A 25,957-nucleotide genomic window follows, 5' to 3' on the forward strand; every position below is an offset into this window, starting at 1 on the left:
ATGAAACCGGAGGCTGTTCTAACCCCATCGCAGATGGGGGTCCCGTTTGGACGCCGATCACCCCATTTGCGGGGTCCTTATTCCATGCCTAATCACATTAGCGAAAGCGAGAGCTTCTCAAGCGTGATTGCTTGCGGCACATCGTGGAAGTAGATTTTCCAACCACCGGGCAATTGCGCATTGTCGATGCGGTTGTAGATCGTCGGCATTTGGTATGGGAAGTGAACTGGCGAATTGTTCTCATAACCATTGGCCGTAGCAGTGTGCACGAAAAAGCGGTTCGGCCAGGTCTGGCACGGAGCGGAGGCAAACCAGCGATCACACACGGCAAACTGCCGCGCCAGTTTGCTGATCACGGGAACCTGCTCTGGCGTGAAATAATGCATCACATTTGCAGGGTCATACGCTCCTTGCGAGTGGGCGGCCTGCGCCTCATAATTCTTCACAAAGCCGCTCATATCCGGCTTCGCTCTAGGTCGTGGTAAGCTCGTGCCGAACAGCTGCATATTGATGTCAGTCCAACTCTCGCCCGGATCGGGATTGGGTATGGACATGGTCGCGTCGCTGGAGCCCGCTATATTGTGAACAGTATACGCAACGCCCGCTGCGTCGAGATTGGATTCGGAACCCGACAGACCATCAAAACCTGGTGACTTCGGATAGAGCTTTCCGAGCATGCTGTCGAAAGACCGATTTTCCAGCATGAGAACAACGATATGGTCTACCTGATCGAGTGCGCTCATTTTCTGGCCTTTGAACGATAGCGTTGAGAGGGATTATCTCCAAAGCTGCCGATAGATCGTGTGGTTCCTCATCACGGACAAAGAACTCCCACCTGATGGCCGAAGCCGATGGCAAGGCTCTCATATTCGACTATGTGACCAAAACAATAATCGCAGAGATCGATTTACCTCTCCGACCTTTAGCCCGAGGCGCATTATATCCCGGGGCCAGCGGCCGGCAACACGAGCCAGTTTGGCCCAACGAGCTTACTGCCGCCAATTCTCTGCCATGGTGGGTGCACCGTTCCTGTATTGCCCGGCGACCCGGGCAATGAACTTGTAGACTGTTACCGCGTCCGGCACGTCGAGAGTATAATCGCCGTCCTCGTGATACCACTCCGGCTTTGCAATGACATCGGCGCCGCCAATTGACAGCAACTAATATCCGTCACGTTCACGAAGATAAAAGTCTTTGCCATCTATCAACCCGGTTGCCTGAACCGGCTGCTCGCCGGTCGGCCGGCCAATCAACTGCGTCCACTTTCTATTGACCTTTCGCGGTCCCACCTCTGATTTGGTGGACCAGTGTGAGCGTATCCAATCGTTCGAGCAACCTCGCTGCTTTCTGCTCCCCCAGCAAATCGGGAGCAACCGACGGCCATGTCTCGAGCGCACGGATAACGGCTGTTCTGATTTCGTGAAGGATTAGTTTGGGATCAAGTTGCAGGAAGCTTGCGACGCGCTCAAAGCGGTGAAGATTAACGCTTTCGAAATTATGCGTTTTGACAAAGCGGAGCGCCATAGTATCGGTTGGCTGAAAAAGGACTGTGGGCACGATATCATAGGCGGGCGAGAGCCGGATGACCTCCGGCCTCGGGAACCAGAACGACCAATTCTTGAGATGATTGTCTCCATTGCCAAGCAATATGTCGGCAACGACGCGGCGAATGGCTTCCAGGATGTCGTCTCGATGATCCGAGCTGAAGCGACGAACCATGTTGATGACCGTTTCGGTCGTCGCCATCGTATATTTCCGCTCGCCAACGGCTCCGATGACCTGGCCGGCATCTTCGATGTGAATTCTTGCGCCGTCTTCTGTCCGGTCGAACCGATCGACGACCAAGACATTCTCTCCGTGGGCGAGCAGCTCAGACGGCACGTCGCTTACCGCATCGCGCGATACCAGCCGACACCTGGCGGTCCTGACGCCAATCATCGCGGCCATGCGCATCGCTGCATATTCGGCCTCCGGAAGACCTGGAAACCGGTCCGTTGCAATTTTTATGATGCAGCGGCCGGACTCGCCGCGGGCGGGCGCCGTGAGGCGGCCACCAACGGGATTGCCGGTAAACTTCAGTTGAACGCCGGCGAGCGAGAACTTGACGGCGCCCTTCGGTAGCGTCGCCTTCAATCCCTGTACACTGTCAAGATCGAGGGGACCAGCTGAAGGCGGCACCCCGGTTTCCGGGACAATGAAGACCGCACCCGGCAAGTCTGCGCCGAGGCGTGTCAGAACGTCAAACTCGTCGTGATCACCAGGCCCCATTTCGGACATCACCAGTTCTCTTAAGGCGCCTTCTGGCAGCAGGCCGGAAAACCACGGCGGCAAGGTGCCATACAGTCCAATTTTATCCCCACGGCTTGCGAGCCGATCGCGGGTCTTGCTATCATCTTCCGGATCATACCATCCGAGACTGAGGATCGGACGGGTGGGATCCCGCAGGAAGCTTTCTGCTACCACGAAGGAGACGGCTCCATCTCCGTCGCGCGTCAAGGTACCTGCCCTGATGGCGCCGCGCATCTGGTCAAGGATGTAGACGCCGAGAACAGCGGCTGTTTTTGCCATTATCTCTCCCCAGAATCGCTATCATCGAGATCGATGAACAGGTCATCAAATGCAGAGGATGATTTTGCTGACGGCCGGGGTGGCAGATCGTGTTCAATGAAGGGCCGCAATTCCGAGACGCGCGATTTTGGGACCAGGACAGGCACGAGATCAAGAGCGTCACAAAGTTCCACAAAAAGGGTAAGCCGGTCCCGTCCAAGACGGTTAGCCGACAGATCGCGTTCCAGTTCCGATATGCGCGCACGGTTGCGTCCAACCCGTATGGCAAGATCGGGCTGGGTCATGCCGCGCCGGCGCCGCGCTGAAAGCAACTGTTCACCGAGAAAGTTAAAGGTGGTGTGGTTCATGCGGTATTCCGATCCAATGCGCATTAAAATGCGGAATTCCGCACGAATTCTTTGTAGCCCAATGAGCGGAATTCCGCAACAGTTGTTTATGTCAAGCGGAATTCCGATGAACCTCGCTTGCATTCGGCCCGGAAGTGCCGAACCCATCTCTAGGCCACGTCGTGAGGGAAGCCGCGCTACGTTGAGAACAGCAGAACTTTGCCTGCAAGGACGTGCGCCAGCGCTCGCGGCTCAATCGTCACGCACCCATCATCACTGCCGGTATGGCCGCTGTTACCGGTGGCCGTGGCAGCAAAAGCTGAAAGTCGATGGCGTCTCGATCCCGGCGACCTATCAATTTCTGCGAGCTCAGGGCCTCGATAGCCTTGTCGATGGCTATGGTGTCCACGATTATCCTCCGGTGGTTGCGGCGGGAGACACAGCCGCGGCTGCCAAACGCACCGCCATGTTGAACCGGCCAATCCTCCCGCCAGGAAATTCAAAACCCTATTGGATGACGGAATGGGGCTTCCAAAGCGGTGCATCGTCCTCGCCGCAGGATAAGGACAGGGCTCGTTCCGTCGAGGAGATGCGCGCCTATTTCCAAAGCCTCGTGGGGAGCGGCCGGCTCGCGGGGCTCTTCTGGTATGTATGGAACGAGCCGGATCATGACTCGATTTATCGCAACGGTGAGATCATGCAGGCCGGGAAGGAAGCGGTTGCTCCTATGCCGGCCCACTGAGCATTACGTTCATCGTATCGGGCCTAATCGGCTCGAAGCTGATGAGATGGAGGAACTGCTGGATGACGGATGGGAGCCCGAGTGCATAGCAGAAGCTCTGGTGGAACCCGCGGATGATTATATAGACACCGTGATCGGCGACACAGCAATCCGCGCGCCATCCCGGCGAACCCACCGATAGTCGCCGCGACGTCGAATAGCAGTGGGTATAGCCCACCCGGCCGCGCTACACCCTTCTCATGAGGCAACTGACGCCTTAGATTTGAGCGATCATTTTCGTCGGATCGACCATGACGTCTCAACTGGACATGTTTTCGGAGGATGCGCAGTCCGTTCGCAGAACGTCGGCGCCAAGCCTGCGCGCTCGGCAGGGCGGCTCCGCTCCCGACGAAGCCGAGATGGTGCGGATCCTGGAAGCAACCGGACGCTACCAGATCCTGAAAAAACTCGAAGCTCGTCCGATTGCCGCTGTTCCAAAGCCTGGCTATCCGTTGCAGGGCGTCATCCTTGATACCGAAACCACAGGGCTCGACGCAAACAAGGACGAGATCATCGAAATCGGCCTGATCGGCTTCACCTTCAATGAGGACGACGAGATCGGCGATGTCACCGGTGTCTACGGCGGGCTGCAGCAACCGAGCATCCCGATCCCCGCCGATGTCACCCGGCTGACCGGCATTACGGACGCCATGGTCCTCGGCCAGATGATCGACATGCCGGCGGTTCGCGGGCTTATCCAGCCGGCCGATCTCATCATTGCCCACAATGCCGGCTTCGATCGGCCCTTTTGCGAGGCCTTCTCCTCGATCTTTGCCCGCAAGGCCTGGGCCTGTTCCAACTCCGAGATCGATTGGAGCGCCAGGGGCTACGAGGGAACCAAGCTCGGCTATCTCATTAACCAGAGTGGTTATTTTCACGTCGGACACCGCGCTGTCGACGACTGCTTCGCACTGCTGGAGGTGCTGGCGCTCTCTCAAGGCGATAACCCTCAAACACCCTTCGCCGAGCTTTACGAGGCAAGCCAGCGTTCCCGCGTGCGCATCTTCGCCGAGAACTCGCCCTTCGATCTCAAGGATCGCCTGAAGGAACGAGGCTATCGCTGGTCCGATGGCAGCGACGGCCGGCCGAAATCGTGGTGGATCGAGATCGGCGAAGCGGCCATCGATGACGAACTCCGGTTCCTGCGAGCCGAGATCTACGGCTGGGATGCCGATCCGCCGATCCAGCGCCTAACGGCATTCGACAGGTTCAAGGGGCGAAGGTAAGTTCAGCCGCGCGCTACAACAACGAGTATGCCAGCTTTCCAGTTGGGCTTTCAAACTACAGCCGAAAATAACGACCGTCGGCAGAACGCTTCTATCTCACGCTCAAAGCGCTCGAAAGCGTCACAGACCCACGGTTCGTAAGGCGTAAAGATGTCGCTGTTGCCGAGCGGGCGCGCTGATCTGAGCATCCTCAAAAGCCGCAAGTCTAAAAATCGCATCGTCTTTTACCAAACAACGGAGCTTTAGACTCCATAACACCCACCTACTCGCCAGGTGTCATCCATTAGAAACTGAAAAACTAAAAGACCCGGCCAGTGTTGTAAATTTAACAGTCCACAATTGCAGCACGCTTACCATGAGGGCGGATCCCTAGCCGAAATCGCGTCGTGCTATATTGGGACCTATAACCTTTAATTATTTCGTTTGCTGCCGAGCTCTCCATCTCCCGTAAAGACCGGTCGTTAGGAGGTCAACGAATGAGGCCAGAAGCTGTGTGCTACGCAAGCCGCTACTCCATCTGAGCCTCTACCTGAAAACCCATCGTGCCGACTATTACCGCCTGCTTCAGGAGGTGCGCGAACATGGCGCGTGGGAAGCCTGGCTCGATTTCTTCCTCACCGGCGTTGCGGACTCGGCCGATCAAACATTCGGGGCCGCGACCCGGATCGTCGATCTGTTCAAGGAGGATCGCGAACGGATTACCACCCAGAGCGATCGGGCGGGCTCCGCGCTGCGTATCCACGATCTGTTTCAGCAAAACCCGTTCCTGACGGCCAACCAGCTCGTTCAGAAAACGGGTCTCTCAGCCCCCACGGTCAATGCTGCCCTCGCCGATCTGGAGGGATTTGGCATCGTCGAGGAAATCACCGGACGCAAACGGGGGCGCGTGTTCAGTTACCGGCGATATCTCGCCATCTTGAGCGAGGGAACTGACCCGCTCCCCACAACAGCTTAAAAGGGGGAGCCTGCGCCGATAAAACTACATCCGCCGCACCATTCGCCGCCTCCGACGGACGAAAACGAAGGCCATGACTGAGGCTTGAAGTGCGGCGTCAACCCCACTCTCCGCCATCCGAGAAGATCGTTAATGTCTTCGTGCCGGCCTGAAACGAATTCGGGGAGAGGGTCGTCGTTCCAGTGGCAATCGCCAATCAAGCCGCCGGCGTATCGCAGCCCGCGCTTGATGAATCGATTCTCCTCAATGACGAGTGCTGGAGGCGCAGAAGTTCATCAATGTGATCGCCCGCTTTCCAGCTTGGGCGACGGCCCTCATCCAACGCCCGAGGCGGCTTCGCGGCGGGCGCCCGCCTTCGATCTGATAGGATACCTGGTTATCGACAGAAGGAGGAAGTTTACCGCACGGGCGATGATCCCTTTTCCGATCTTTCCGATGACCATATGCCACATCGAAACCGCAAGTTTCGCATCGAAAATCGATTAGAAACAGGGGTCGATATAGAAATCCAATTAGAATCCCTTCGCGACTGAGGAACTCGCCTTTTCGCTTAACAACGCACAAAATGCGTCATTGCCAAGTTGATGCTGCTGCGACCAACGGTCGACCACCGCGAAATTCAAATATTTGTACGCCAATGCACTCTATTTTCGTTGCATAATCCACGAGCAACTACGAGGCCGTGCGACCAAAGATGGCATGCGGCGATGGAGAGCGCTCACGTACCCCGAATTTCGCATGCACATCGGCCATTTTCCGACTCAGCTTTCCGATGAACGAGGCGGTTCGCACGAAGCCGAGGAAGACGAAGCACTGGATAAATCTGGTTAGACCTGTTTTCCGTTTACAAGGAACCTCGGCTGAAGCGAACAAACCAAAATGCACGAACCAATCATTTCTCCGCTCGATCACGGCTTGAAATAAATCTCGCTCACCCGAAACCGCCCATCGATCCGCTTGCACTGGACAATGATATCGATCGCGACCTTGAGCAAATTCCGAACATCGCCGCGCTCAAGGTCACGACCTCCTTCCGACTCTTTGACGAGCAACGTCAGTTGCTCGAATGCCAGCGCCGCGGAATCGGCATGCACCGTTGTGATCGATCCAGGGTGTCCTGAATTGACATTGCGGATGTAGTAGAAGGCTGAGCCGTCGCGCAGCTCCTGTAGAAGAATGCGATCGGGTCGCATCCTAAGGCTCGATTCGAGCAAATCTTTCGCGCTGATTTTCGCCAGCCCCTGCCCTCCTTTCGAGTAGAAGAGCCTGACATGATTGGGCTGCGAGATGATCAGCTCTGGCGTATCCTCGATCGAGATTATCCGCTCATGCTCCGGGATATGCCGGATCAATGCCTTCGACAGGGTGGTCTTGCCCGATCCGGTCGCGCCCGAGATGATGATATTCTTGCGCGCAAGAACCGCCGCACGCAGAAACGTCGCGTAATTGCCGGCCTTGAGGATCTTGTCCAACCTCGTATTGGAGGATTCGCTATGACGGTTCGGCGAGGAGATATTGGAAAATAATCCACCCGCTTCGAGATCATCCAACGTCAGCGTCACCGACGACGGCTTTCTGATCGTGATGCTGACCGTGCCCTTGCTCGTTGCCGGCGGAACAACGATCTGAATCCGCTCTTCATCTGGCAAAGAGGCCGACAAGACCGGTCGGGCCTCGTCGATTGCCTGGTTCGAATAGCTTGCAATGGCTCGGGCCAGCCGCATGAGCTTCTCGAAGCTAAGATCCGGCAGTGCATGATGCTGCCATCCCTCCGTTCCCTCGGTCAGGACTTCACCCGGGCGGTTGACGACGATCTCATAGAGCGAGGTATCCTTCAGGAAGCGAGACAGCGGCAAAAGCAATTCACGCACGACCCCGGCGTCTGAAGCTTCCGCCATCTTCCGCCCTACTTCGTCACGAGCGTCGATCGAGGCTTGAAATCCCCCGATACCGCCCGATCGAGAATCCAGTTGCGGGGTTCGGTGACACGCAGGCTATAGACGTCGGAAAAATCGAGATCGCGGGCCACAAAAATCGAGACAAGTTCGCCTTGATGCTTTGTCAATGTCGGCACAATATTGATGGATTGCTCGACGGCGATCGCTGCTGCTTGCTGGCCAGCCGTTGTCGTATTCTGTGCTTGAACGTCACTATCCCGCATACGGCTGCCGGCATAGGTCGTCGCGTCGTCAACGATGGAGAGCAGGATGGCGCTGCCGAAGCGCTCCCACCAATGCGTGTCGACATAGCCATCCATGCCGGCCCGCCCGAGTGCGTCGGTCGCGGGTGAGGCGAGTGTAATAATCACACCTTTTGGCGTCTTTGCGCGATTCCAAAGCATGAACAGACGCTTCTGGCCGCGGTTCAAGCCGCCTCGATATTCTCCGACGATCTGTGTTCCTTTCTCCATCAGAACCACGCGGCCGTTGTCGGAAAGCACATCGCGATTGATGACGCAGCTGGCGAAGCCCGGCTGGTCGGAGGCGAGCGCCGTCTCCAGCACGCACGGAATGGAAGTTCCCATCGCGACAATGAAGTCGCGGTTGCCGAGCGTGCCGGCGCGTGATCCTTCCAGATGAGTCGGCGTCAACATCCTATTAAAACGCTGGTCCTCGGCTTCAGATTGAGCGCCCCCGAGGCTGCCAGGAACAGGAAGGTAATTGGAACCGGGGTCTTGCGACATGGCGGCTGCCGTGTCGCGGCGTTGCGATGAGGATTGCTGTCCATTATAGGCCATGACAGGCGCACGGCGGGCGGAGTCCAACAAAGTGTCCTCAGCAGGCGTGACCTGCTCCTTTGGCACGGGTGTGGGTAGCAGCGCCTCGGGAAGTGGTGAAGCCGGCCTTACTTCTTCCTTCGCTGGCTCGAAGTCAGCCGTCTGACGAATAACGACATGGTCGGGCTCTTTCGTCTCAGCCTTTTGCCGCTCACGTATCGACCACAGCGAAAACGCAACAAAGGCGACCATCGCTAGAGCCACGCCACCGCGCTTCAGGAATGGACGGCCCTCAGTTCGCTGGTTGACATCCGTCTCGGCGCGCTCACCTGGGATACGGTCTTCCGCCTCATCCACCATGGGCTCCTCCTGTTGCGGCACCAGCCGTCTGCGCTTTCACGACGCGTTCGACCGAAGGCGATGTCGTATTGGTGTTGGGATCGATGCCCGTCGGATCGTAGGCTTCGTTGAAGATGCAGAGCACGTCTCCTCCCCGCCGCAGAATGAATTTGCGGCCGATCGCATGAAGGAGCACGAGATCACCGGCCACCGACTTAGGTACCAGGCTCTCGGTGCCGTCGGAGTTTTCCATATAGATTGCCGGTATTTCCTGATTGCCGGTGAAGGCGATAGTCGTGATCTTGCCGTTGTCATAAACAGCGGTCGGTTCCAAGGCTCCTGATCCCTGTGCCGAATAACGCCAGTTGCGCGGTCCATATTGCTCGTGCAAAGCCAGCACTGTGTCGGCTTGTCCGGCTTGTGCTGCCTGGGTTCGCGCGAGGGCCTCCTGACGACGGCGTTCGGCATCATCGGCTGGATAGCGATATTTGACATAGAAGTAAGTGTCCTGGCCGGCGGCAACGGGACCGTCTCGGACCGTCAACTCCATCTGGTAACTGCGCGTCGAACCGTCACGACGTGTCGTAACCACGGAGATGTTGGTGACCGGCTGGTTCTCTCGCGCCTTCAGAAAGAGGATATTGCCGGCGGGCGCCACTTCCCAAGCGACCGTGTTACCAAGCGCCACATGGGCAATTTCCTCATCGGCGGCAAACTCCACCTGGACGGAGGAGCGCAACGAGCCCACGATCCTGGAAATATTGTAAGGCTGATAGTCGACGAAGCGAACCCGACTGTCCTGGGAGGCGCCGCGCGGCGTTTGCAGCGCAAGGGCCGCCGATGGCCAGCTGGCAGTCAGGAGCAGTGCAATCAAACAATGATGTTGCAGATGTTTCAATTGATGGCCTCCGGATCGGATCGATAGTCGCTGACGGCGAAGCCGAGCGGATTTATCAGCCGGTCGGTCGAGGACATTGGAGCATTCACATAGGAGAAGGTAAGCGTTGCCACCCAATGGGTCGTACGGGTCTCGTCACCGCGGGTGATGGTACGCATATAGCGAACAGACAGTACATTGGCGTTGATCAGCGAGATGGAAACGATGTTGATCCGCGATGTCGCGCCGCGACCGTAGATATTTTGCGGGGAATCTGGATTGCCGCCACGATAAATAGCGGCAAAGCGGGTCTGTTCCGGCGCAGTTGAGAGCAGCGAAACCGTGCGAAAATTCTCCTCCGCCTCGCTCCAGACATAACCTTCGCGGGCACGAACATAGCGGGCGGCGAAATATTTGGTCACCGCTTCGTTGTAGGTGCCAGCAGTCGACGTGAGTGCGGAAACGACATCGACAATACCGGTGGAATTGTCGACCCTCACGACAAAAGGCTCGACCGTCTTTAGCGGCGTCAAACCTGCGACAGCGAGGGTCGAAATCGCCGCAAGAATGCCGGCCCCGCTAGCTACGAACCAGGCAATCCGAGCCGAACGTTCCATCTGGATCATGCGATCCTGGTCGAAGCGCCGGGCCTTATCGAAATAATCTTTGAGACTGTCCGTCGTCACCATCACCGCTGCCCTCCGCATGCGCGATAGGAGTGGCCGACATCAAAATGCGCGAAAGCAGCGGGAACGATATCTGGCTTTTCCTCGACATAGGCGGGTGGCTTGCCACCGGATTGTGCCGGTGGAGATTGAAGAGGTTGCGGCGTGGACCGACTATCGCCGTCCCATTGCCACATGGCGCGATTGAGTGGCCGGCGCGAATAGCCGTCGCATTTAGGCAGGGGATAGGAATGTGACGCGCAGCCGCCGAGCGTTGATGCCACACAGAAAAGCACGAATATTCGGATCATCGTGAACCAGCCATCTTGTTGTTTGATTGAAGTCCCAAATCAGCCAGTTCTTTGGGAACGAAAGCTGCGGCCAATGGCACGTGCACCCCGGCCAGTCGCTCGCGCCATGTAGGTAGCACCTCGGGCAAGCGTGCCTTCATGGGCATCGCGTGCCGCGCCATAGCCGTAGGTGAGCGACGCCCCGCCCGCGGCGAGTGCCGAGGCGATGCCCGGAAGCTGGTAGAAGACGTAGAGGGAGGCCAGGCAAATGGCGCCGAGCGCAACAGGTCGCATGAGCACGTCGCTGTAGCTCTCGATCATCGTGAAGGTGGAATCGATACAAGTGACGAGTAGCGAGCCAACCGCCACGACCAGGACCTGCAGGATCACGAAGTTAGCGAGTTGCCCGATCCAGGCTTCTGTAAAGCGGCGTGTCGAGCGGAACATGGCAAGCGCTATGAAAATCGGGCCGATAGCGAGCACGATCGCCAGTGCGAGACGGGCATAGAGCGAGACGATATAACCGATCGCGGCAACCACGAAACTTGCCAAGATGACCAGCATGCCACCGAGACCGGTCACGATATCGACACCCCATGAGGCCCGCGACCAGATTTCCTTCGCGCATTTCTGGCCTTTATCCAAGAGGCTGTCGAAGGTCGAGGCGCTTGGTATCGTGCCGGAGTTCAACGCCTGTGAGATTTCCTTGGGCAAGGTGTCGAAGAAGACACTCCCGACATAAGTCTGATACTCGCCAGCATGCGTGACCAACATCAGGATGATGGCAAGCTTCATTGCCCGAAAGGCGAAATCCATGATCGGCTCGTGGACTGATCCACGCAGGATCAGGAAGCCGTAGAGGATGACATAAATTGTCAATGCCGCCGTCAATGGCCCGGTGACCCAGCTGGCGATATTCGACGTACCTGACGATATGAAATTCTCCAGCGGCGCCTTGAACTGCCCATCGACGAAGGCAAAGATCTGATACATGCCTCAGCCTCCGAGTGCTTTGCCCATGCGTTCCATGCGGGATTTCCAATCAGCCGCCTCGGCATTCACGCAATTCGGCGTCGCTCGCAATTCGCCGGGATTGCTTTTGCATTTGGCGATGAGGTCCGACAGCAGCGTCTGGTTGGCCATCAACTCATCGACCGAATAAGTACGCTCGGGCTGCTTCGAGCAGCCGAACAAAGAGGCACCGAGTGTGAGGAGAACAAGAAACTTCATTGAAGGGCCGCCCCCATTGTATCCATGCGCTTGCGCCAATCCTCGGCCCTGCGCTGTTCATCGACCTGAACCTGGGCCTGCTGCACCATCTGCAACCCCTGCATCCTGAGCATATCGGTCTGGAGAAAGGCCGTTTCGGCCTGCAGCCGTGCCTGCAGATCGGCGATGTCCTTAGCGTCACTCGCCGAAGAGATTTGCCGGCGTAATTGATCAATCCCGTCGATCCGCTTGGTCGCGGTATCGTAGATCTGCTGGCCGAGGCTCATCTGCCCTGCATTCTTGTTCTGAAGACGCGACAGTTCCTGAGCATAGAAGTCGTTAGCACTCGTTTTGTAGGTCGAATTGTCGGTCAAGAACTTGGAGGCGGCATCGCCAAGCGTACCTGAACCTGAGCCCTTGAGCAGGCTTTCGACGGTTGAAAAGTCCCCTGGCAATGCCTTGCGGATCGCCGAATTGTTCAACAGGCTGGCGACGTCGGCCATATTGGTCAGCTTGTTTAGCGAACCGTAGAGCTGCTGGGCCTGCTGGAGTTGCTGGTTCAGCGCATCGAGCTGCGATTTCAGCTGGGTTATGCTTTCGATCTGCTTGGCGATCGCCGTCTGATCGATCACCGGGATACCCTGCGCGTCGGCGGCGTGGAAAGAAAGGAACAGTACTATCGCTGTCATGGGAATCGTTCTGCTCTGCGCCATCAGCTTGCACTCCTTTTCTGTTGGAATATCCGCAGCCATTCGTCCCGGTCATCGCCAAGCTCCGCCCGGATCGCCTCGGCAAGTTCCACGTTTGCCGTTCGCCCGGAAAGGATTGCGAGCTCATCGCCAAAGCCATTGAGATTGAGCTCGGCGACGACGCTGTTGTGACCCTGTTTAACGATAAAGCGCCGGCTTTCGGCGGAGAGTTCGCGGGCAACCAGCTCGAATTCGCGTTCGGTGAGCTTGAAGCCACCGACATAGTCATCTCGATCACCGCGGGAATTCGGCAGGAAAACCTGTGTTGGGCATTGCTCGATGATTGTGTGCGCGATCGGTGAGTTGATGGCGTCTCGCGGGCTTTGCGTGGCAAAGAGCATCAAGCCGTTCTGCTTGCGAATGGTCTTGAGCTTATTCTGGGCAAGATCAAGAAAGCTCTCGTCCTGCAGCGCCTTCCAGAACTCGTCGATAACGATGATGATCCGTCGGCCATCGATCAATTGCTCGACCCGATAGAAAAGATAAGCCATCAAGGGATTACGGATTTCCTCGTTGTCGAGAAAATCGGTCATGTCGTAGCCGAGAAATTTGGCGCCGATACCGATCTCATCGACCTCGTTGTCGAAGACCCAACCAAGCGGCCCACCTCTTTCCCACCGACGCAGACGCGCGGCGATCCCTTCCGGATCAGTATTGTTGAGAAAGGTGCGCAAAGCGCCGATCGTGCGCTGCTGGTTGGGCAGATCGGCAAGACCATCGATCGCCAGCGCGATATCGCTGACATCGCCGACCGAAAAATCACGCACCGCTGTACCGGCTAGCTTGGCGATAAATCGTGCCAGGAATATCTTGTTCTCCGGTGTCAGCTCCAAGGCTTTCAGCGGTGCACATCCGGTCGGAAGCCCGTTTTTCAGCGGCAAATAGGTACCGCCGGCGGCCCGGACGAAGAGGTCGGCGCCACGATCCTTGTCGAAGAAGACCATATGCGGGTCATGCTTTTCGAGTTGCGAAAGCATGAAATTGAGAAGTACGGTCTTGCCAGCGCCCGACGGACCGCAGACGAAGGTGTTGCCGAGATCACCATAGTGGAAATTGAAATAGAACGGCGAGCCCGACGCCGTCTTCAGCATGGCGACGGCCGGCCCCCATTCGTTGCCGTCCTTCTGACCCATAGGATAGGAATGAAACGGAGAAAGCGCTGCAAAATTCCGCGAGGTGATCGCACCGGAACGGGCCCGATACCGAAAATTACCGGGCAATTGTGCCCACCATGCAGCTTCGAGCCCTAGATCCTCCCGGGCCACCACAGCGCCACCATTGGTCAGATGCGAGCGCGCCTTCGCAAGATTGTCAGCAAGGTCTTTGACAGATGACGCGAACACCCCGAGGGTCAGATGGTGTTCGCCGAGCACGAAACGGTTCGATTCCAGCTCGTCCATTGCCGCATCAAGCTCTTCAATCTGGGACGCTGCCTTGTCGACCGCACTCACCATCTGGTTCTGCTTGCGGCCCATGATGGTGCGGGCATCGGTTTTGGACCTGAACGCGAAGGACTGCGTGAGGATCAGTTCGAAAGGTGCCGTCAGAATGCCGTCCAGCATACCGACTTTGGTTCTCGCCGGATATTCCTTGAAACCGAACATGCCTGCGTAACGGCTTGTCCCTTCATCGCGGATCTCGACGGTCTCGCGCCCGAAGATCACACGATCGGAATAGATCGCCGAGGAGATCCTGCCTTCCGTCAATGGGATCGGTTCTCGGCGACCGCCGATCAACTGATGCAGCACCTCGCTTGGTTCGGAAAACAAGATGCCGTTTTGATCGTAGAGCGATAGCACACGGGGGCCGAAGCGTCTCAGTCCGGCAGTGACATCGGTGACCTTGTCCCGCAGATGCTTCAGGCTGTCCTCATCGAGCTCGACGGCGGCTCGTTGGGCTTTGCGAACCCGTGACAGCAGATTTGCAAGCTGTTCGACCGGATCCCGTCCCGGATGCCAAAGCAGGGTGAGATAGAGATCGTTGCGAAACAGGTCTTCGCTTACCATCCGCTCGCGATATCTGCCGTTCAATGCTGCCGAGAAGGGATTGGTGAATGCACCATCGGGATAGGTGTTATCGCGCCGGCGGATGAGATGGGTCCAGATTGCCAGACGCTCGTCCGCAATGTTGCGGTAGAGCGTGTTGAGATCGCGCTGCAGGCTGTTCAAATCAATAGGATCGATTGTCTCGAACGATACGCCCTCCACGGCGATCATCGCTAGCAACGCCCTGGATTCGAGTGCGATCACGGTCTCGTCCACGTGCCGGACATAGGGGATGAAGGTTTCCGGCTCGAGTTCACGGGATTTGAGACGGGACACATTAGGCATGGCCAAGGTCCCTTTCGTCATAGTGTCGCACTAGCCTCAACGGCGTCAGCGAAGCACCACGCCAATAGGCGCCGTTGCGCGAACGACCACGGGTTTCGATCCAGGCCAGCAGAATGCGGAACATGTTGTGGTCATGCTTGACGAGCGAGCGAAAAATGAAATGAAAGACCACACCGACAAGCCCATAGGCAATCGAGCCGGCTACAATGTAGAGGATCGTCGTCAGTATAATGTTGACGCCCATGGCCTCCATCGTCACCCCGGCGATCATCGCTGGCCGGGTGCAGGCCAAGAACAGGGTATCTTCCTCAAGCGAAACCCTCTCCACCATGATCTCAGCCCCCGGAAATCGTGCTGACGATCTGCGAGGAGCCAAAGAGAATGCCGATACCAAGCACGACATAGGCGGCCTTGCGAAGATCGAGATAGCCGAACATCCAGGCGATACCGACGATGATGACGGCGATCGTTGCCAAGAGCTTGGCGACGTTGCCGGTGAGCAGGGTGACGATATTCTGCAGAACCGTCTCGATCCCGCCGGCGCTCTGCGCGAAGGCTGGCTCGATCATGGCGATCGAAAGAACAGTTGCCATCGCAACGATGGCGCCAAATGCACGAATATTGATCCTCGACATCATTCAGACTGCTCCGGTTGATCATTTTGGAAGACCAGCGCAGATGATTGCCGCGCTACATGGAAGACATCCCAAGACGGTGATTTCACCGACCGTTCGGGCAAAGACCTTTCCTGACCGTTCAAGGGCGGATCACTGGCCTGGGATTCTGGAACTGTCGACTGCCCAACACTCTGCCCTATCGCTATGACGGACAATGTCTTCGAAAGCCGTTTGGCCTCGCTTTGGACCTGATCGTCATACTGCGCCATCTTTCCGACCGAAGGATCGGAGCGCCCGTAATAGGATTGCAGCATCACGCGCTCAGCCTGTTGCAATGTCGCGCCAGCGCGCACGGCCAAACGATAATAGCCATCGAGCAGTGTCGCCGTTGCCTTGAGGTTGAGGCATGGATCGAAGGCATCCGCGATGCTGAGATCAAACTTGCGCAATTCGGCGATGCCAATGCCGCCAAGCCCTAGCTGGACATCTTTATGTTCCGCCATCAGCACCGTTGCGGTTTCGACCGCTTCGGCTTTGTTCTTTGGCTGTTCATGGAGAGATGAACTTCCTCGCACGCGAATATCAAAAGGCTGGAATTGGCTTTCGAGACTGACAACCGCTGCAAGCGTTTCGATCGCAATCGCCGGCGCGCAGGTCTGGGCAAGATCGGTGAAGGAGGCGGCCATCATCAGTACCACACCCGCTGGCTTCCAACGCCGTCGATGGTCACATCGACATAATGAGGCTCGGATCGCACATTCGGCCGCGCCGTCGGATAGCCCATGCACTGAACGTGCCGGCCATCCCGCTGCCAACGCGCCGATATCACCAACCCATCGTCTCTGGCGCCACTATTACGACCGGAGGCGCAATAGCCGCCGTCAACCTTGGAAAGGGTTCGCGAAACGCAGGTCTCCTGTTGGCCGCGCTCGCCATAGCGTGTCGTCAGGCGATAGCTGTCACTGCAGAAATAAGGCTCGTAACCAGGACGCGATGCCATGAAGCCGACACCGCTGCAGGTGGGAAAGGAATGCCCCTTGGCAAGCTCCCGCCAGAGCTTGCTGATCGGCGGACGGCAGGCGGCATATTGTGTCGGTCCACCCGGATTGGAAAGGCACAGGATAACCTGACATCCCCAATCATCGGCGCGCGCATGCCGCTCGGAAATGAGGTATAAAGGGCTACAGCCGGCAATGGCGAAGATTGTTCCAACCAGAAGGCGTTTCATCAGCATGATCCTTCGATGTGGCGATATCAAACGATCCGTCCGACGACGAATCAGGCGTCGTTGATAACTTATACTTACTTATATGATGCAGTTAAAAAGATGACAAGTACCCTAACCACGCAGTGGCACAGTCTTTCGTTCGCAGCCTTCATCCTGCATGAGATCATGGACAATCCGCAGGAGGACGAGACACCGCAATCGCGGCTGAAACAGGTCGGCATGATGAGTGTTCTCTACATCATGAACCAAGCTCATCAGGCGCTAACTATCTCAAATATAGTCGAAATTACCAAGCTCACGCGCATGGGCGTGACGGAGACAATCGAGCCGCTGGTAAAGCGCGGGATCCTGACGGAGGCGTTCGTGAAAAATTCCATGGGGCGCGGTAAGGCCCGTCAGTTTGAGATCGCGCCAGAGATTTTCGAGAAGCTACGGAGCTTTCAGGCGCGGTGATGGTTCATCACAGCGGCCGAATCAGACTTAATTAAAAATTGCAGTAAAATTGGAAACGACGAGCAAGGCAGCCTTATTCGCATGCTTGACTATAACTTTCGCGCACCGGCTGACTTGAACACATAGCCCGCTGCATGGACGGTGCGAATGGCAGCGCTACATCCGGGCAACTCTCCCAGTGCCTTACGCAAGCGACCAATGTGAACATCCACCGTTCGCGGCGTGACTTCGGCGGAAGCCGGCCACGCCGAAGCAATCAGTTCGGAACGGCTGCAGAGCTGTCCCTCCCTCTTCATCAGATGACGCAGAATATTGAACTCGATGGGTGGCAGCGCAAAGTCGCGACCATTGCAATGTATTCGGCGACTGTCGGCGTCGACTTCCAGCTCAGCAAAAGCGGGCGACGCAACCATTTTTGAGTTGGCCATTTCTATGGCCTGTCCGGTCACCTGCCTGAGAGATGCCAGCAACTTCTCCGGTGAAAGCGGCCTGAACAAGCAGTCATCGACACCGGCTTGCAGCAAGGCCAGATGAAGCGGCTGCGCTTCGCTTCGCAAGATCGCAATAAGACGGACCTCGTTGTCGTTTGTTGTGGATCGTCTGATTTCGCCGCATATGGAAACGGCATCCTTGGCGTCTTGCGTGCAATCGAAAAGGACTGCACACGGTAAGCGGTTCGCGCAGGAAGCCAGAACATCCTCGGCGCCGCAAGCCAAAGAGGGGATAAAGCCTTCCGTCTTCAGAATATAGTTAAACGGCAGAAACAGCTCTGCATCGGAGGTCCAAATAATGACTTCGTTGCAGGCCGCCACTTCGAGCTTCACTGCCGCATCGGAGCGCTTGAAGTTGGACGCGCCGGACCGTGGGACGGCTCTAGGCTGGCGCATATTCGCCCCCGTTGATATCGAGGATAGCCCCATTAACGAAGCCCGCTTCCTCCGACGCCAGGAAGGCAACGGCAGCGGCAATGTCCTCCGGCGTTCCCAATCTGGCGGAAGGAATGCGTGCAATCGCCTCGCGATTGGCCGGCGTATTGGGATCGCCGGTCAGGGGCGTCAAGATCCTGCCGGGCGCCACGAGATTAACGGTTATACCGAAAGGACCACACGGCCCGACAAGCGTTCGCATCAGACCGGCCAGTGCTGCCTTGCTGGCGGCATAAGCGCCACCGGCGATACGAGGGCGTGTACGCCCGGCGAGCGATCCGATCAAAATGATGCGTCCAAATCCCGCCTGTTGCATTCCCCTGAGGACTGCCTGACAACATAACATGGTGCCGGTCAGATTCACGGCCAGCACTTCGTTCCATTCTTCCAGCCCGATATCCTCGAACTGCCGAGGGCCGGCAAAGCCCTTCGGCGATATCCCGGCGTTGCAGACGAGAATTTCGGCATCTCCCCAGTTGGATGAGAGCTCATCGAAGAAATTGGTAACAGCCACAGGATCCGACAGATCGACCACTCGGCCCAAGACCTGTCCAGATCCGAACTCCGCGGATAGCACGGTAGTTGCGTCAGTCACAGTTTTAGCGCTGTGACTGAAGACGGCGACACGATGCCCCGCCGCCAATAGCTTTCGCGCCGTCGCCAATCCGATACCACTCGTGCCTCCTGTCACGACGGCGATGCGAGACGGCTCTGGCATCATGCAGCCTCATCCAAGCCGGCAAACAAGGACAACGCGGGATGAGCCTCAGGATCTGTCATGACCTCGATAAACAGCGGCCCCTTGCCTGCCAGTCCACCCTGTAGATGAGCCGTGAGCTCGGCTGGATCCTCAACGCGCACTGCCGGGCATCCGCAGGCACGAGCGATCTGCACATGATCGACAGGCGCAAAATGGCACGCTGATGTGAAGCGCCCGAACTTCACCGTCTCGGCATCCCGTTGGAAACCGAGGATGCCGTTATTGAGAAGGATGATGGTTATGGGAAGATCGGAACGAACCATCGTTTCCATCTCCGCCCAGCTATGAGCGAACCCGCCGTCGCCAATGATGGCGACCACTGGATGCTCAGGCCTCGCTGCCTTTGCGCCAAGAGCCAGAGGCAGGCCCCATCCCAGTCCCGCAAGACCGCGCGGCGTCAGGAATCGCATTCCTGAAGTAAGCGATCGCAATTGGCCAACGACCCACATCGATGAATAGCTTGCATCCGCAACGACGGTTGTCTGCGGTGTCAATGCTGCCTGCAGTTCTGCCATGATGCGTTCCGGGCGGATCGGCGAGGCAGTAGTATGCACGAGGTGATGCCGATCCTCATCGAACCGCCGCCAGCACTCAGCGATGCGCGTGGTAACAGCAGTCCGTTGGTCTCGACGTTGAGATAGATCTTGCCCGTTCAGGGCATGAACAAGCTCTCTGAGCGTCTCACGCGCATCACCGACCAGGCGCAGCGCTTGATAATTGCGGCCGATTTCCTGAGGGTCGACATCGATGTGGATCACCTGAGCACCAGCGGGAATTTGTCGCCAGCTATCCGTGCCATTCTGATTGGTTCGCGTTCCAATCAGAATGACAAGGTCTGCGTCACCGACCAGAGCAGCCGTATGGCGCCCGAGTGACCGCGGACCCACGAGTGATCCTAAGACGCCAGCAGAAAGCGGATGATATTCATTAGCCGCGCCTTTACCCATGTTGGTGGTTAAGACTGGGAGTGCAGCCAAATCCTGCAACGTGGCCAGTTCATGGCAGGCATCGCTGCCGAGGACACCGCCGCCCGCGATTACAACGGGATTGCGGGCATTCGCGATCAACTCCGCTGCCCTTTGCAAAGTAACGCGATCCGGGGACGACCGATCAAGCGGCCAATGGCCAAGATTCAGAAATCGTGATGGCGTTTTGACAGTAAGCTCCGAGCGCAGCAGATCGGCAGGCAACAGCAACGCGACCGGCCCGGGGCGACCAGAGGCTGCAGCAGTGAAGGCGGCATCAACATAGTCCTCGATTCGCTCCGGGACCATGATCCTGCGCACCCATTTCGTGCAGGATTGGAAGAGCGCGATATGGTCGAGCTCCTGGAACGCGTTCCGATCCATCTGATCGCGCTCGACCTCCTGCACAAGTGCTACGATCGGAACGCTCGCCTTCAGCGCTTCGGCCATAGGAGGAACTAGCAGCGTAGCAGCCGGACCATTCTGGGCAGCCACCACACCGATCTTTCCGGATCGTCGAGCATAGCCATCGGCCATGGCGCCGCCCATATTCTCCTGACGGTAAGCGACCTGGCGAATGCCTGCCGCTTCAGCGGCGAGAATGAGCGCTGATGGTAGGCTCTGGGCAAATATATGGGTGACGTCGTGGCGCACCAGCGAGCGAGCCAGGCATTCGGCGACAGTTTCTAAAGACATCAAGGTCATACGGTTGCTCCAGCAAAATCGGCTTCGTAGGTTGCGAGGAAATCGCCGAAGACTTCGACGATCAAATCAAGATCGGTATTCGTCATCGCCGTGGAGAGGCAGGCGGCGGCCCCAAAGGGCAGGAGGATATCGAGCTGACGGAAGTGGCTTGTCAGATTGGTCATCCAACTGTTCTGTTCCGGTGTCGGAAAAGCCTGGCGATAGTCACGGGGCACCTGCCGCTTGGGGTGGATGCGAAAAAGCGAAGCCGAACCCGTGACGATAAATGGCGCGTTATTGCGCGCGATCGCGGCAGAAAGACCGTCGCGCACACGCGCACCCATTTCATCAAGACGCTCGAAGCTTGCCGATGTCAGTGCCTCCATAGCCACCCTTCCTGCGACCATTGACACCGGATTGGCCGAAAAGGTGCCGCCCTGTGGGACCGCCGGCCTTCCGCCCAAGCCTGAAAACACCCCCATCACCTCCTTACGGCCACCAACCGCGCCGACCGGAAAGCCACCGCCGATGATCTTTCCGGCAGCAATAAGATCCGGCACGAGCCCGAAACGCGCCGAAGCACCACGATATCCCTGCCGAAGATTCAGCACTTCATCTGCCACGACGAGAACGCCATATTGTCGGGCCAGATCGGAAACGGCTTCGATGAAGGCTGGGGCAGGGGCAAGCAAACCCGCCCTGCTCGGCATGGGATCAATCAAGATGCAGGCAAGATCGCTGCCCGACGCGGCCAACCTTCGCTCCAGGCCTTCAACATCATTGAAACGGATCACATCGACCTCTTCGGCAACACTTTGGGGGGCGCCGGCATAAGAGGTTGTGGATGCAGGGCCGTCGGCTGGTCCCCAGGATGCAGGCGACGCGCCCTGGCTTACCTCGGCCCAATCATAGGCGCCATGATAGGCTCCTTCGACGCGGGCAATGCGTGATCGCCCTGTAAAGGCGCGCGCCGCCTTGATAGCGAACATGACGGCCTCAGTGCCGCTATTGACGAAGCGGATTTGCTCGATCGCGGGAATGCGTTGCACAAGCAGTTCCGCCAATCCAAGCTCATGCTCCGTTGGATTGGAAAAGCAAGTTCCTTTCTGCAGGAGATCTGCAATCGCGTCGGCGACGGGCAGGTAACCGTGACCATGGATCAACGTCGTGAAATTGTTATTGAGGTCGAGGAGCCGATTGCCGTCGACATCAATCAGATAGGCACCCTCGCCGCGGGAAATATACGTCGGCAGAGGATCGCGTTCGACGGTGACGCGCGTGGTTCCATCGGGGAACACGATCTGCCCTCGCTCGAAAAAATATTGCGAGCGCGATCGGAGCGCTGCGCGCCGAAATGATGGAAAATCCTGATGAAGCATGCCTTGCCCTCTCCATGGACAGATGCGCGTTCGCATCCCGTTCACATTTTTGTTGCAACAAAAAAACACGGAGAGAAGGAAAGTGCAACATAATTATTCAGCGGCGAGAGAGATTCCTTTGATCGTGGTCAGCGGTGATTTTTTTCATCTGGCGAAATCCATCACGAATGTCGTTCTCGATGGCAGCGCGCGCAGCGGCAGCATCCTTTTCAACGAGCGCCTCTATCGCGGCACGATGATTGCGAGCACCGTGGCGGGTCTCGGAAAATTCTGGGTAGAGGCCATTAAATGACGCACCAACCCGCAGCCACAGGGTCTCGATCGTCTGCAAAAGATAGGGCATACCGCTCAAACGGTAGATCGCAAAATGGAACTCCTTATTATGCCAGAGGGCGTCAAAATAACGCTTTTCATCCAGTGCAGCGTCAATTTTCGCCTGAAGTAGCTCCAGTTCTTCGATCGTCGCCTCGCTTGCGGCCTTGACGGACAGCGCCGCCGCAAGCCCTTCCAGGGCCAGGCGCATCTGCGTGATCTCCTCGAGATCCGACAACCTTAAGTGAGGAACGATAACGGTTTTCGGGCCGGAGTAAATGAGCGCCCCATCAATCACCAGGCGGTTGATGGCATCACGAGCGGGCGTCGTGCTGACATCCAGCATTTCCGAAACCGCACGGATCGTGAGCTTATCTCCAGGGGAAAAAGCGCCCCGGATCAGTCGCTCCTTCATATTGCCATACGCCATTTCGCCCAAGCGATTGGGCTGATGTCGGTGGTATCCTTCGTCTTCCGAGGCGATTTCCATTGAAAATTTCTCCAATTTCCTTTGACAAACGTTCATTTTGTTGCAACAAAAATGAAAAGCGACGTGCTTGCAAACATTATGTGACATTAAAAGTCATATCACGTTCGCAAATTTCCGTCTTCCCAAAGTTCAATTCGGGAAGCGGACCAGAAGCCAAGCGATCGGTGATGGAGTTGCAGCGCCGGCGCAAACGACAACGTTCATAACGACAACAATAAGGAGAGGGACTTTGATTGGTGAAGCACTTACGCTGCAAGGGCTTGAAAAGCGATATGACACATCGCTTGCCGTGGATGGTATTTCGCTTGCCATCCGGGCGGGTGAATTCCTGTCGATCCTTGGTCCTTCGGGCTCCGGCAAGACGACGCTACTAACGATGATCGCCGGCTTTGAGAGCCCGAGCAACGGCCAGATCATGATCGGCCGGCGCGACGTTACCTATGTGGCACCAAACAGACGCAACATCGGTATGGTGTTCCAGCGCTATGCGCTTTTTCCGCATTTGACGGTGGCGGCCAACGTCGCTTTTCCGTTGCGCATGCGCCGAATGGACAAAGATCTCATCAACCGCAAGGTGAAGGCGGTACTGGCGCAGGTCCACCTCGACGGCTATGGCGATCGATATCCCCATCAACTCTCCGGAGGTCAGCAGCAACGCGTCGCCGTCGCTCGGGCAATCGTCTTCGAGCCGCCCGTTCTCTTGATGGACGAACCCCTTGGCGCCCTCGACAAGAAACTGCGCGAGGCGCTGCAATTGGAAATCAAGAGCTTGCAGCAACGCCTTGGGGCGACCGTCGTCTATGTGACGCATGATCAGGAGGAAGCACTCACCATGTCTGATCGCGTTGCGGTGGTGGCAGAAGGCCGACTGGCTCAAGTGGGATCACCGCTCGATCTTTACCGTTCGCCTGTCTCAGCCTTTGTCGGAGACTTCATTGGTCGAATGAACTTTCTCGACGGCGAATATCTCGGTCAAGATAACGGCAAGCACATGGTACGGCCCAAAGGCGGCAACATCGTTGCTACGGCGGCCGCCGAAGAGGGGGCTAGTCCATTTGCCTCTCGCCAGGCTGTCAGTATCGCGGTTCGCCCCGAACGGTTGTCGCTAGCGCCCCATGGTCGCGACCGCGGCGCCATTCTGACGGGCACCATAGACGCGACTGTTTTCGCCGGTTCGTTTTTCCTCTTCTTCGTGCGAACCCAGAACAGCGATGACCGCCTCCTCCAGATCCAGATGCCCGTCGGAAATGTAGCGGCAGGACTTCATCAGGGAGACTTGGTTGACGTCATCCCAGAAGCGAACGCCTTGCGGCTGTTTGCAAAAGCGGAGGTCTAATCCATGGCATCATCCTTCGCGAGACAATCGACCGGCAGTTTCCGCAACTGGATCCTCACAGGATCGAGCCAACATTATTCGCCACTATTGGCCATCTTGCTGATCCTGCCGCTCCTCCTCCTCTTGGCGGGAGGCTTCGTCTATCCAGTGGTCAGGCTCATCGGCATCAGCCTTTCCGGGGAAGCCCCGCTTGCTCCCTACCAACGTGTGTTCGACAGTCCACTTTATATTCAGGTCCTGCTCAGAACCTTCCGCATCTCAGCGATCGTAACCGTTGCCTGTTTTGCAATCGGATATCCGACCGCCTATGCGATCGCGCGCATGCGCGGCAAGTTGGTAAAGCTGGGAACGGCATGCTTATTCATTCCGCTATGGACCTCGGTGCTTGTCCGCTCCTATGCCTGGATCGTGCTGCTAGGTCGAAACGGCATCATCAACGACGGGTTGATCCAACTCGGTGTTATCTCGACACCCTTGAAAATGCTCTATACGGAGGGCGCTGTCATTCTCGCGATGACGCATGTGCTGATGCCCTTCATGATTCTGCCGATCCATTCGGCCTTGCGTTCGGTGCCGAGCGCGTATGAGCAGGCGGCACGAAATCTCGGCGCCAGCCGGATCGTCGCCTTTTGGCGCGTGACCTTTCCACTCAGCCTCTCCGGCGTCTTCGCCGGCTGTGTGATCTGCTTCATTCTCGCCATCGGTTTTTACATCACGCCCGCCCTAGTCGGTGGACCCGGCGCGCTGATGATGGCGACTCTGATCGGCCAGCAGACAATCGTCCTTCTGGATTGGCCATTTGCGGCCGCCCTGTCGGTCATCCTGCTCACCGCGACGTTGCTGCTGGTGCTGCTCTTCCGCCGCGCACTCTCTTTCAGCAAAGGTTTGAACAGTGTCCATTGAACCCTTGACGCAACGATTGGCAACACCGTCATCCGAGGCTCGCCGGTATCGTTCAGTCTGGCCATGGATGGCACGACATACATCCAATCTGATGATTGCGGCGGTGCTGTTCTTTCTCGTCCTTCCGACGCTGCTGGTGATACCGTTGGCACTCAGCGACGCCTCGTATATCACGTTCCCGCCGCAGGGACTGACCCTCCGCTGGTTCGAGGCGTATCTGTCCGATCCCGACTGGCTGCGCTCGACCGTTTTCAGCCTACAGATCGCCGCACTAACCACTGTGGTAGCGACGACCATCGGGACGATGGCGGCCGTTGCTCTTGTACGTGGCAAACTACCGGGCAAGGCACTGCTGCAGGCCCTCTGCCTCGGACCGATGATCGTGCCGGCGATCGTCTTCGGCGTGGCGCTCTATCTGGTCTTCTCGCCTCTACAACTAACAGGAAATTTGACCGGATTCGTCCTTGCCCATTCGGTGCTGGGGGTACCCTTTGTGGTTATCATCGTTTCCGCAGCGTTGGAAAGAATGGACCCGCTGCTGGAACTGGCGGCGTTGAGCTGCGGAGCGGGGCGGCTCAGAGCCTTCTTTGCCGTGACACTTCCCAATCTGGCGCCGGCCGTCGCGACGGCTGCGGTCTTTGCTTTCCTGACCTCCTTTGACGAGGCGACCGTGGCATTCTTCATCTCGGATACCGGCGGGAAGACGATCAGCCGGAAAATGTTCGAGGACATCGATTTCAACCTGACACCTGTCATTGCCGCCGTCTCGGTCATCATTGTTGCCGTCTCGCTGCTTTTGATGGGGTCCATACATCTCCTGAACAGCCGCCGGGAGCAACACTAGCGGCAAAAACGCCCGCTGTAGGCGGGATA

The 25,957-nt window shown here is 57.3% G+C and carries 28 protein-coding genes and 1 pseudogene; 7 read left to right on the forward strand and 22 right to left on the reverse strand.

Annotated features, from left to right (window positions below; genetic code table 11):
* Positions 1-92: 92 nt before the first annotated feature.
* The 4 genes from PH562_RS27745 to PH562_RS27760 form a co-directional block, all read right to left on the reverse strand.
* On the reverse strand, positions 93-743 hold the full coding sequence (locus tag PH562_RS27745) for an alkaline phosphatase family protein (RefSeq protein ID WP_285176931.1): 651 nt from the start codon (positions 741-743) through the stop codon (positions 93-95).
* A 246-nt stretch (positions 744-989) separates the two neighbouring features.
* On the reverse strand, positions 990-1,160 hold the full coding sequence (locus tag PH562_RS27750; protein ID WP_285176932.1) for a hypothetical protein: 171 nt from the start codon (positions 1,158-1,160) through the stop codon (positions 990-992).
* A gap of 106 nt (positions 1,161-1,266) precedes the next feature.
* Positions 1,267-2,568, reverse strand: a complete 1,302-nt coding sequence (locus PH562_RS27755) for a type II toxin-antitoxin system HipA family toxin (protein WP_285176933.1) — start codon at positions 2,566-2,568, stop codon at positions 1,267-1,269.
* The gene (locus PH562_RS27760) at positions 2,568-2,915 is read right to left on the reverse strand and encodes a helix-turn-helix domain-containing protein (RefSeq protein ID WP_285176934.1); all 348 of its coding nucleotides are present in this window, start codon (positions 2,913-2,915) and stop codon (positions 2,568-2,570) included. Before PH562_RS27760 ends, PH562_RS27755 begins: the two co-directional genes overlap by 1 nt.
* A gap of 181 nt (positions 2,916-3,096) precedes the next feature.
* Between PH562_RS27760 and PH562_RS27765 the strand changes: the two genes are divergently transcribed.
* From PH562_RS27765 to PH562_RS27775, 3 genes and pseudogenes are all read left to right on the forward strand, one after another.
* Positions 3,097-3,636 (forward strand): hypothetical protein, encoded by a 540-nt coding sequence (locus tag PH562_RS27765; RefSeq protein WP_285176935.1) that lies wholly within the window; start codon positions 3,097-3,099, stop codon positions 3,634-3,636.
* Positions 3,637-3,926: 290 nt separating this feature from the next.
* Positions 3,927-4,901 (forward strand): 3'-5' exonuclease, encoded by a 975-nt coding sequence (locus PH562_RS27770; RefSeq protein ID WP_285176936.1) that lies wholly within the window; start codon positions 3,927-3,929, stop codon positions 4,899-4,901.
* Between the two features lie 493 nt (positions 4,902-5,394).
* Positions 5,395-5,856: pseudogene (locus PH562_RS27775) on the forward strand (Fic family protein); the annotation flags it as partial.
* A gap of 908 nt (positions 5,857-6,764) precedes the next feature.
* Here PH562_RS27775 and virB11 read toward each other — a convergent pair.
* The 13 genes from virB11 to PH562_RS27840 are packed head-to-tail and all read right to left on the reverse strand — an operon-like array spanning position 6,765 to position 16,876.
* Positions 6,765-7,754 carry a P-type DNA transfer ATPase VirB11 gene (gene virB11, locus PH562_RS27780; RefSeq protein ID WP_285176937.1) on the reverse strand — a complete coding sequence of 330 codons (990 nt, stop codon included), beginning with the start codon at positions 7,752-7,754 and terminating at the stop codon, positions 6,765-6,767.
* A gap of 8 nt (positions 7,755-7,762) precedes the next feature.
* Positions 7,763-8,932, reverse strand: coding sequence for a type IV secretion system protein VirB10 (gene virB10 / locus PH562_RS27785; RefSeq protein ID WP_285176938.1), 1,170 nt, complete (start codon positions 8,930-8,932; stop codon positions 7,763-7,765).
* Entirely contained in the window at positions 8,922-9,809 is an 888-nt protein-coding gene (virB9, locus tag PH562_RS27790) for a P-type conjugative transfer protein VirB9 (RefSeq protein WP_483315391.1), read from the reverse strand. The genes virB10 and virB9 overlap by 11 nt, the downstream gene beginning before the upstream one ends.
* Entirely contained in the window at positions 9,806-10,477 is a 672-nt protein-coding gene (locus PH562_RS27795) for a VirB8 family type IV secretion system protein (RefSeq protein ID WP_285177001.1), read from the reverse strand. The genes virB9 and PH562_RS27795 overlap by 4 nt, the downstream gene beginning before the upstream one ends.
* Positions 10,477-10,764 carry a hypothetical protein gene (locus PH562_RS27800; RefSeq protein ID WP_285176939.1) on the reverse strand — a complete coding sequence of 96 codons (288 nt, stop codon included), beginning with the start codon at positions 10,762-10,764 and terminating at the stop codon, positions 10,477-10,479. Before PH562_RS27800 ends, PH562_RS27795 begins: the two co-directional genes overlap by 1 nt.
* Before the next feature lie 39 nt (positions 10,765-10,803).
* Positions 10,804-11,736: a TrbL/VirB6 family protein gene (locus PH562_RS27805; protein WP_285176941.1), complete on the reverse strand. Its 933-nt coding sequence runs from the start codon at positions 11,734-11,736 to the stop codon at positions 10,804-10,806.
* 3 nt (positions 11,737-11,739) lie between these two features.
* A complete protein-coding gene (locus PH562_RS27810; RefSeq protein WP_285176943.1) occupies positions 11,740-11,973 on the reverse strand; it encodes an EexN family lipoprotein in 234 nt (77 codons plus the stop codon).
* Positions 11,970-12,665 carry a P-type DNA transfer protein VirB5 gene (gene virB5, locus PH562_RS27815; RefSeq protein WP_285177002.1) on the reverse strand — a complete coding sequence of 232 codons (696 nt, stop codon included), beginning with the start codon at positions 12,663-12,665 and terminating at the stop codon, positions 11,970-11,972. Before virB5 ends, PH562_RS27810 begins: the two co-directional genes overlap by 4 nt.
* The gene (locus tag PH562_RS27820) at positions 12,665-15,031 is read right to left on the reverse strand and encodes a VirB4 family type IV secretion/conjugal transfer ATPase (RefSeq protein WP_285176944.1); all 2,367 of its coding nucleotides are present in this window, start codon (positions 15,029-15,031) and stop codon (positions 12,665-12,667) included. Before PH562_RS27820 ends, virB5 begins: the two co-directional genes overlap by 1 nt.
* Positions 15,024-15,362, reverse strand: coding sequence for a VirB3 family type IV secretion system protein (locus tag PH562_RS27825; protein WP_095433291.1), 339 nt, complete (start codon positions 15,360-15,362; stop codon positions 15,024-15,026). Before PH562_RS27825 ends, PH562_RS27820 begins: the two co-directional genes overlap by 8 nt.
* Positions 15,363-15,366: 4 nt before the next feature.
* A complete protein-coding gene (locus PH562_RS27830; protein ID WP_285176945.1) occupies positions 15,367-15,669 on the reverse strand; it encodes a TrbC/VirB2 family type IV secretion system protein in 303 nt (100 codons plus the stop codon).
* Positions 15,666-16,334, reverse strand: coding sequence for a lytic transglycosylase domain-containing protein (locus PH562_RS27835; RefSeq protein ID WP_285177003.1), 669 nt, complete (start codon positions 16,332-16,334; stop codon positions 15,666-15,668). The genes PH562_RS27830 and PH562_RS27835 overlap by 4 nt, the downstream gene beginning before the upstream one ends.
* A gap of 2 nt (positions 16,335-16,336) precedes the next feature.
* On the reverse strand, positions 16,337-16,876 hold the full coding sequence (locus tag PH562_RS27840; protein ID WP_285176947.1) for a hypothetical protein: 540 nt from the start codon (positions 16,874-16,876) through the stop codon (positions 16,337-16,339).
* A gap of 99 nt (positions 16,877-16,975) precedes the next feature.
* Between PH562_RS27840 and PH562_RS27845 the strand changes: the two genes are divergently transcribed.
* Positions 16,976-17,329 carry a MarR family transcriptional regulator gene (locus tag PH562_RS27845; RefSeq protein WP_285176948.1) on the forward strand — a complete coding sequence of 118 codons (354 nt, stop codon included), beginning with the start codon at positions 16,976-16,978 and terminating at the stop codon, positions 17,327-17,329.
* Positions 17,330-17,418: 89 nt separating this feature from the next.
* Here PH562_RS27845 and PH562_RS27850 read toward each other — a convergent pair whose 3' ends face one another.
* From PH562_RS27850 to PH562_RS27870, 5 genes are all read right to left on the reverse strand, one after another.
* Entirely contained in the window at positions 17,419-18,153 is a 735-nt protein-coding gene (locus PH562_RS27850) for a winged helix-turn-helix transcriptional regulator (protein WP_285176950.1), read from the reverse strand.
* Between the two features lie 49 nt (positions 18,154-18,202).
* Positions 18,203-18,976, reverse strand: coding sequence for a 3-oxoacyl-ACP reductase FabG (gene fabG, locus PH562_RS27855; protein ID WP_285176951.1), 774 nt, complete (start codon positions 18,974-18,976; stop codon positions 18,203-18,205).
* On the reverse strand, positions 18,973-20,685 hold the full coding sequence (locus PH562_RS27860) for an acetolactate synthase catalytic subunit (protein ID WP_285176953.1): 1,713 nt from the start codon (positions 20,683-20,685) through the stop codon (positions 18,973-18,975). The genes fabG and PH562_RS27860 overlap by 4 nt, the downstream gene beginning before the upstream one ends.
* Positions 20,682-22,043 carry an aspartate aminotransferase family protein gene (locus PH562_RS27865; RefSeq protein WP_285176955.1) on the reverse strand — a complete coding sequence of 454 codons (1,362 nt, stop codon included), beginning with the start codon at positions 22,041-22,043 and terminating at the stop codon, positions 20,682-20,684. Before PH562_RS27865 ends, PH562_RS27860 begins: the two co-directional genes overlap by 4 nt.
* A 97-nt stretch (positions 22,044-22,140) precedes the next feature.
* Positions 22,141-22,845: a GntR family transcriptional regulator gene (locus tag PH562_RS27870; protein ID WP_113410169.1), complete on the reverse strand. Its 705-nt coding sequence runs from the start codon at positions 22,843-22,845 to the stop codon at positions 22,141-22,143.
* A 229-nt stretch (positions 22,846-23,074) separates the two neighbouring features.
* Between PH562_RS27870 and PH562_RS27875 the strand changes: the two genes are divergently transcribed.
* The 3 genes from PH562_RS27875 to PH562_RS27885 all read left to right on the forward strand — a co-directional run bounded on the left by PH562_RS27875 (position 23,075) and on the right by PH562_RS27885 (position 25,928).
* The gene (locus PH562_RS27875; RefSeq protein WP_285177004.1) at positions 23,075-24,181 is read left to right on the forward strand and encodes an ABC transporter ATP-binding protein; all 1,107 of its coding nucleotides are present in this window, start codon (positions 23,075-23,077) and stop codon (positions 24,179-24,181) included.
* Positions 24,182-24,184: 3 nt separating this feature from the next.
* Entirely contained in the window at positions 24,185-25,084 is a 900-nt protein-coding gene (locus PH562_RS27880; protein ID WP_285176956.1) for an ABC transporter permease, read from the forward strand.
* A gap of 67 nt (positions 25,085-25,151) precedes the next feature.
* The gene (locus tag PH562_RS27885) at positions 25,152-25,928 is read left to right on the forward strand and encodes an ABC transporter permease (protein ID WP_285177006.1); all 777 of its coding nucleotides are present in this window, start codon (positions 25,152-25,154) and stop codon (positions 25,926-25,928) included.
* Positions 25,929-25,957: the final 29 nt, after the last annotated feature.

Origin of the sequence: Rhizobium centroccidentale (assembly GCF_030182565.1) — a bacterium.
Classification (GTDB): Bacteria; Pseudomonadota; Alphaproteobacteria; order Rhizobiales; family Rhizobiaceae; genus Rhizobium.

Bases quoted from the DNA above. Each gene is read 5' to 3' on its own strand.
- virB5 (WP_285177002.1), bottom strand. From the start codon at position 12,665: ATGGCGCAGAGCAGAACGATTCCCATGACAGCGATAGTACTGTTCCTT.
- PH562_RS27885 (WP_285177006.1), top strand. From the start codon at position 25,152: ATGGCACGACATACATCCAATCTGATGATTGCGGCGGTGCTGTTCTTT.
- PH562_RS27830 (WP_285176945.1), bottom strand. From the start codon at position 15,669: ATGATGTCGAGGATCAATATTCGTGCATTTGGCGCCATCGTTGCGATG.
- PH562_RS27820 (WP_285176944.1), bottom strand. From the start codon at position 15,031: ATGCCTAATGTGTCCCGTCTCAAATCCCGTGAACTCGAGCCGGAAACC.
- PH562_RS27825 (WP_095433291.1), bottom strand. From the start codon at position 15,362: ATGGTGGAGAGGGTTTCGCTTGAGGAAGATACCCTGTTCTTGGCCTGC.
- PH562_RS27865 (WP_285176955.1), bottom strand. From the start codon at position 22,043: ATGCTTCATCAGGATTTTCCATCATTTCGGCGCGCAGCGCTCCGATCG.
- PH562_RS27840 (WP_285176947.1), bottom strand. From the start codon at position 16,876: ATGAAACGCCTTCTGGTTGGAACAATCTTCGCCATTGCCGGCTGTAGC.
- PH562_RS27745 (WP_285176931.1), bottom strand. From the start codon at position 743: ATGAGCGCACTCGATCAGGTAGACCATATCGTTGTTCTCATGCTGGAA.
- fabG (WP_285176951.1), bottom strand. From the start codon at position 18,976: ATGATGCCAGAGCCGTCTCGCATCGCCGTCGTGACAGGAGGCACGAGT.
- PH562_RS27805 (WP_285176941.1), bottom strand. From the start codon at position 11,736: ATGTATCAGATCTTTGCCTTCGTCGATGGGCAGTTCAAGGCGCCGCTG.
- PH562_RS27810 (WP_285176943.1), bottom strand. From the start codon at position 11,973: ATGAAGTTTCTTGTTCTCCTCACACTCGGTGCCTCTTTGTTCGGCTGC.
- virB10 (WP_285176938.1), bottom strand. From the start codon at position 8,932: ATGGTGGATGAGGCGGAAGACCGTATCCCAGGTGAGCGCGCCGAGACG.
- PH562_RS27870 (WP_113410169.1), bottom strand. From the start codon at position 22,845: ATGGAAATCGCCTCGGAAGACGAAGGATACCACCGACATCAGCCCAAT.
- PH562_RS27770 (WP_285176936.1), top strand. From the start codon at position 3,927: ATGACGTCTCAACTGGACATGTTTTCGGAGGATGCGCAGTCCGTTCGC.
- virB11 (WP_285176937.1), bottom strand. From the start codon at position 7,754: ATGGCGGAAGCTTCAGACGCCGGGGTCGTGCGTGAATTGCTTTTGCCG.
- PH562_RS27880 (WP_285176956.1), top strand. From the start codon at position 24,185: ATGGCATCATCCTTCGCGAGACAATCGACCGGCAGTTTCCGCAACTGG.
- PH562_RS27755 (WP_285176933.1), bottom strand. From the start codon at position 2,568: ATGGCAAAAACAGCCGCTGTTCTCGGCGTCTACATCCTTGACCAGATG.
- PH562_RS27860 (WP_285176953.1), bottom strand. From the start codon at position 20,685: ATGACCTTGATGTCTTTAGAAACTGTCGCCGAATGCCTGGCTCGCTCG.
- PH562_RS27760 (WP_285176934.1), bottom strand. From the start codon at position 2,915: ATGAACCACACCACCTTTAACTTTCTCGGTGAACAGTTGCTTTCAGCG.
- PH562_RS27800 (WP_285176939.1), bottom strand. From the start codon at position 10,764: ATGATCCGAATATTCGTGCTTTTCTGTGTGGCATCAACGCTCGGCGGC.
- PH562_RS27845 (WP_285176948.1), top strand. From the start codon at position 16,976: ATGACAAGTACCCTAACCACGCAGTGGCACAGTCTTTCGTTCGCAGCC.
- PH562_RS27835 (WP_285177003.1), bottom strand. From the start codon at position 16,334: ATGGCCGCCTCCTTCACCGATCTTGCCCAGACCTGCGCGCCGGCGATT.
- PH562_RS27795 (WP_285177001.1), bottom strand. From the start codon at position 10,477: ATGGTGACGACGGACAGTCTCAAAGATTATTTCGATAAGGCCCGGCGC.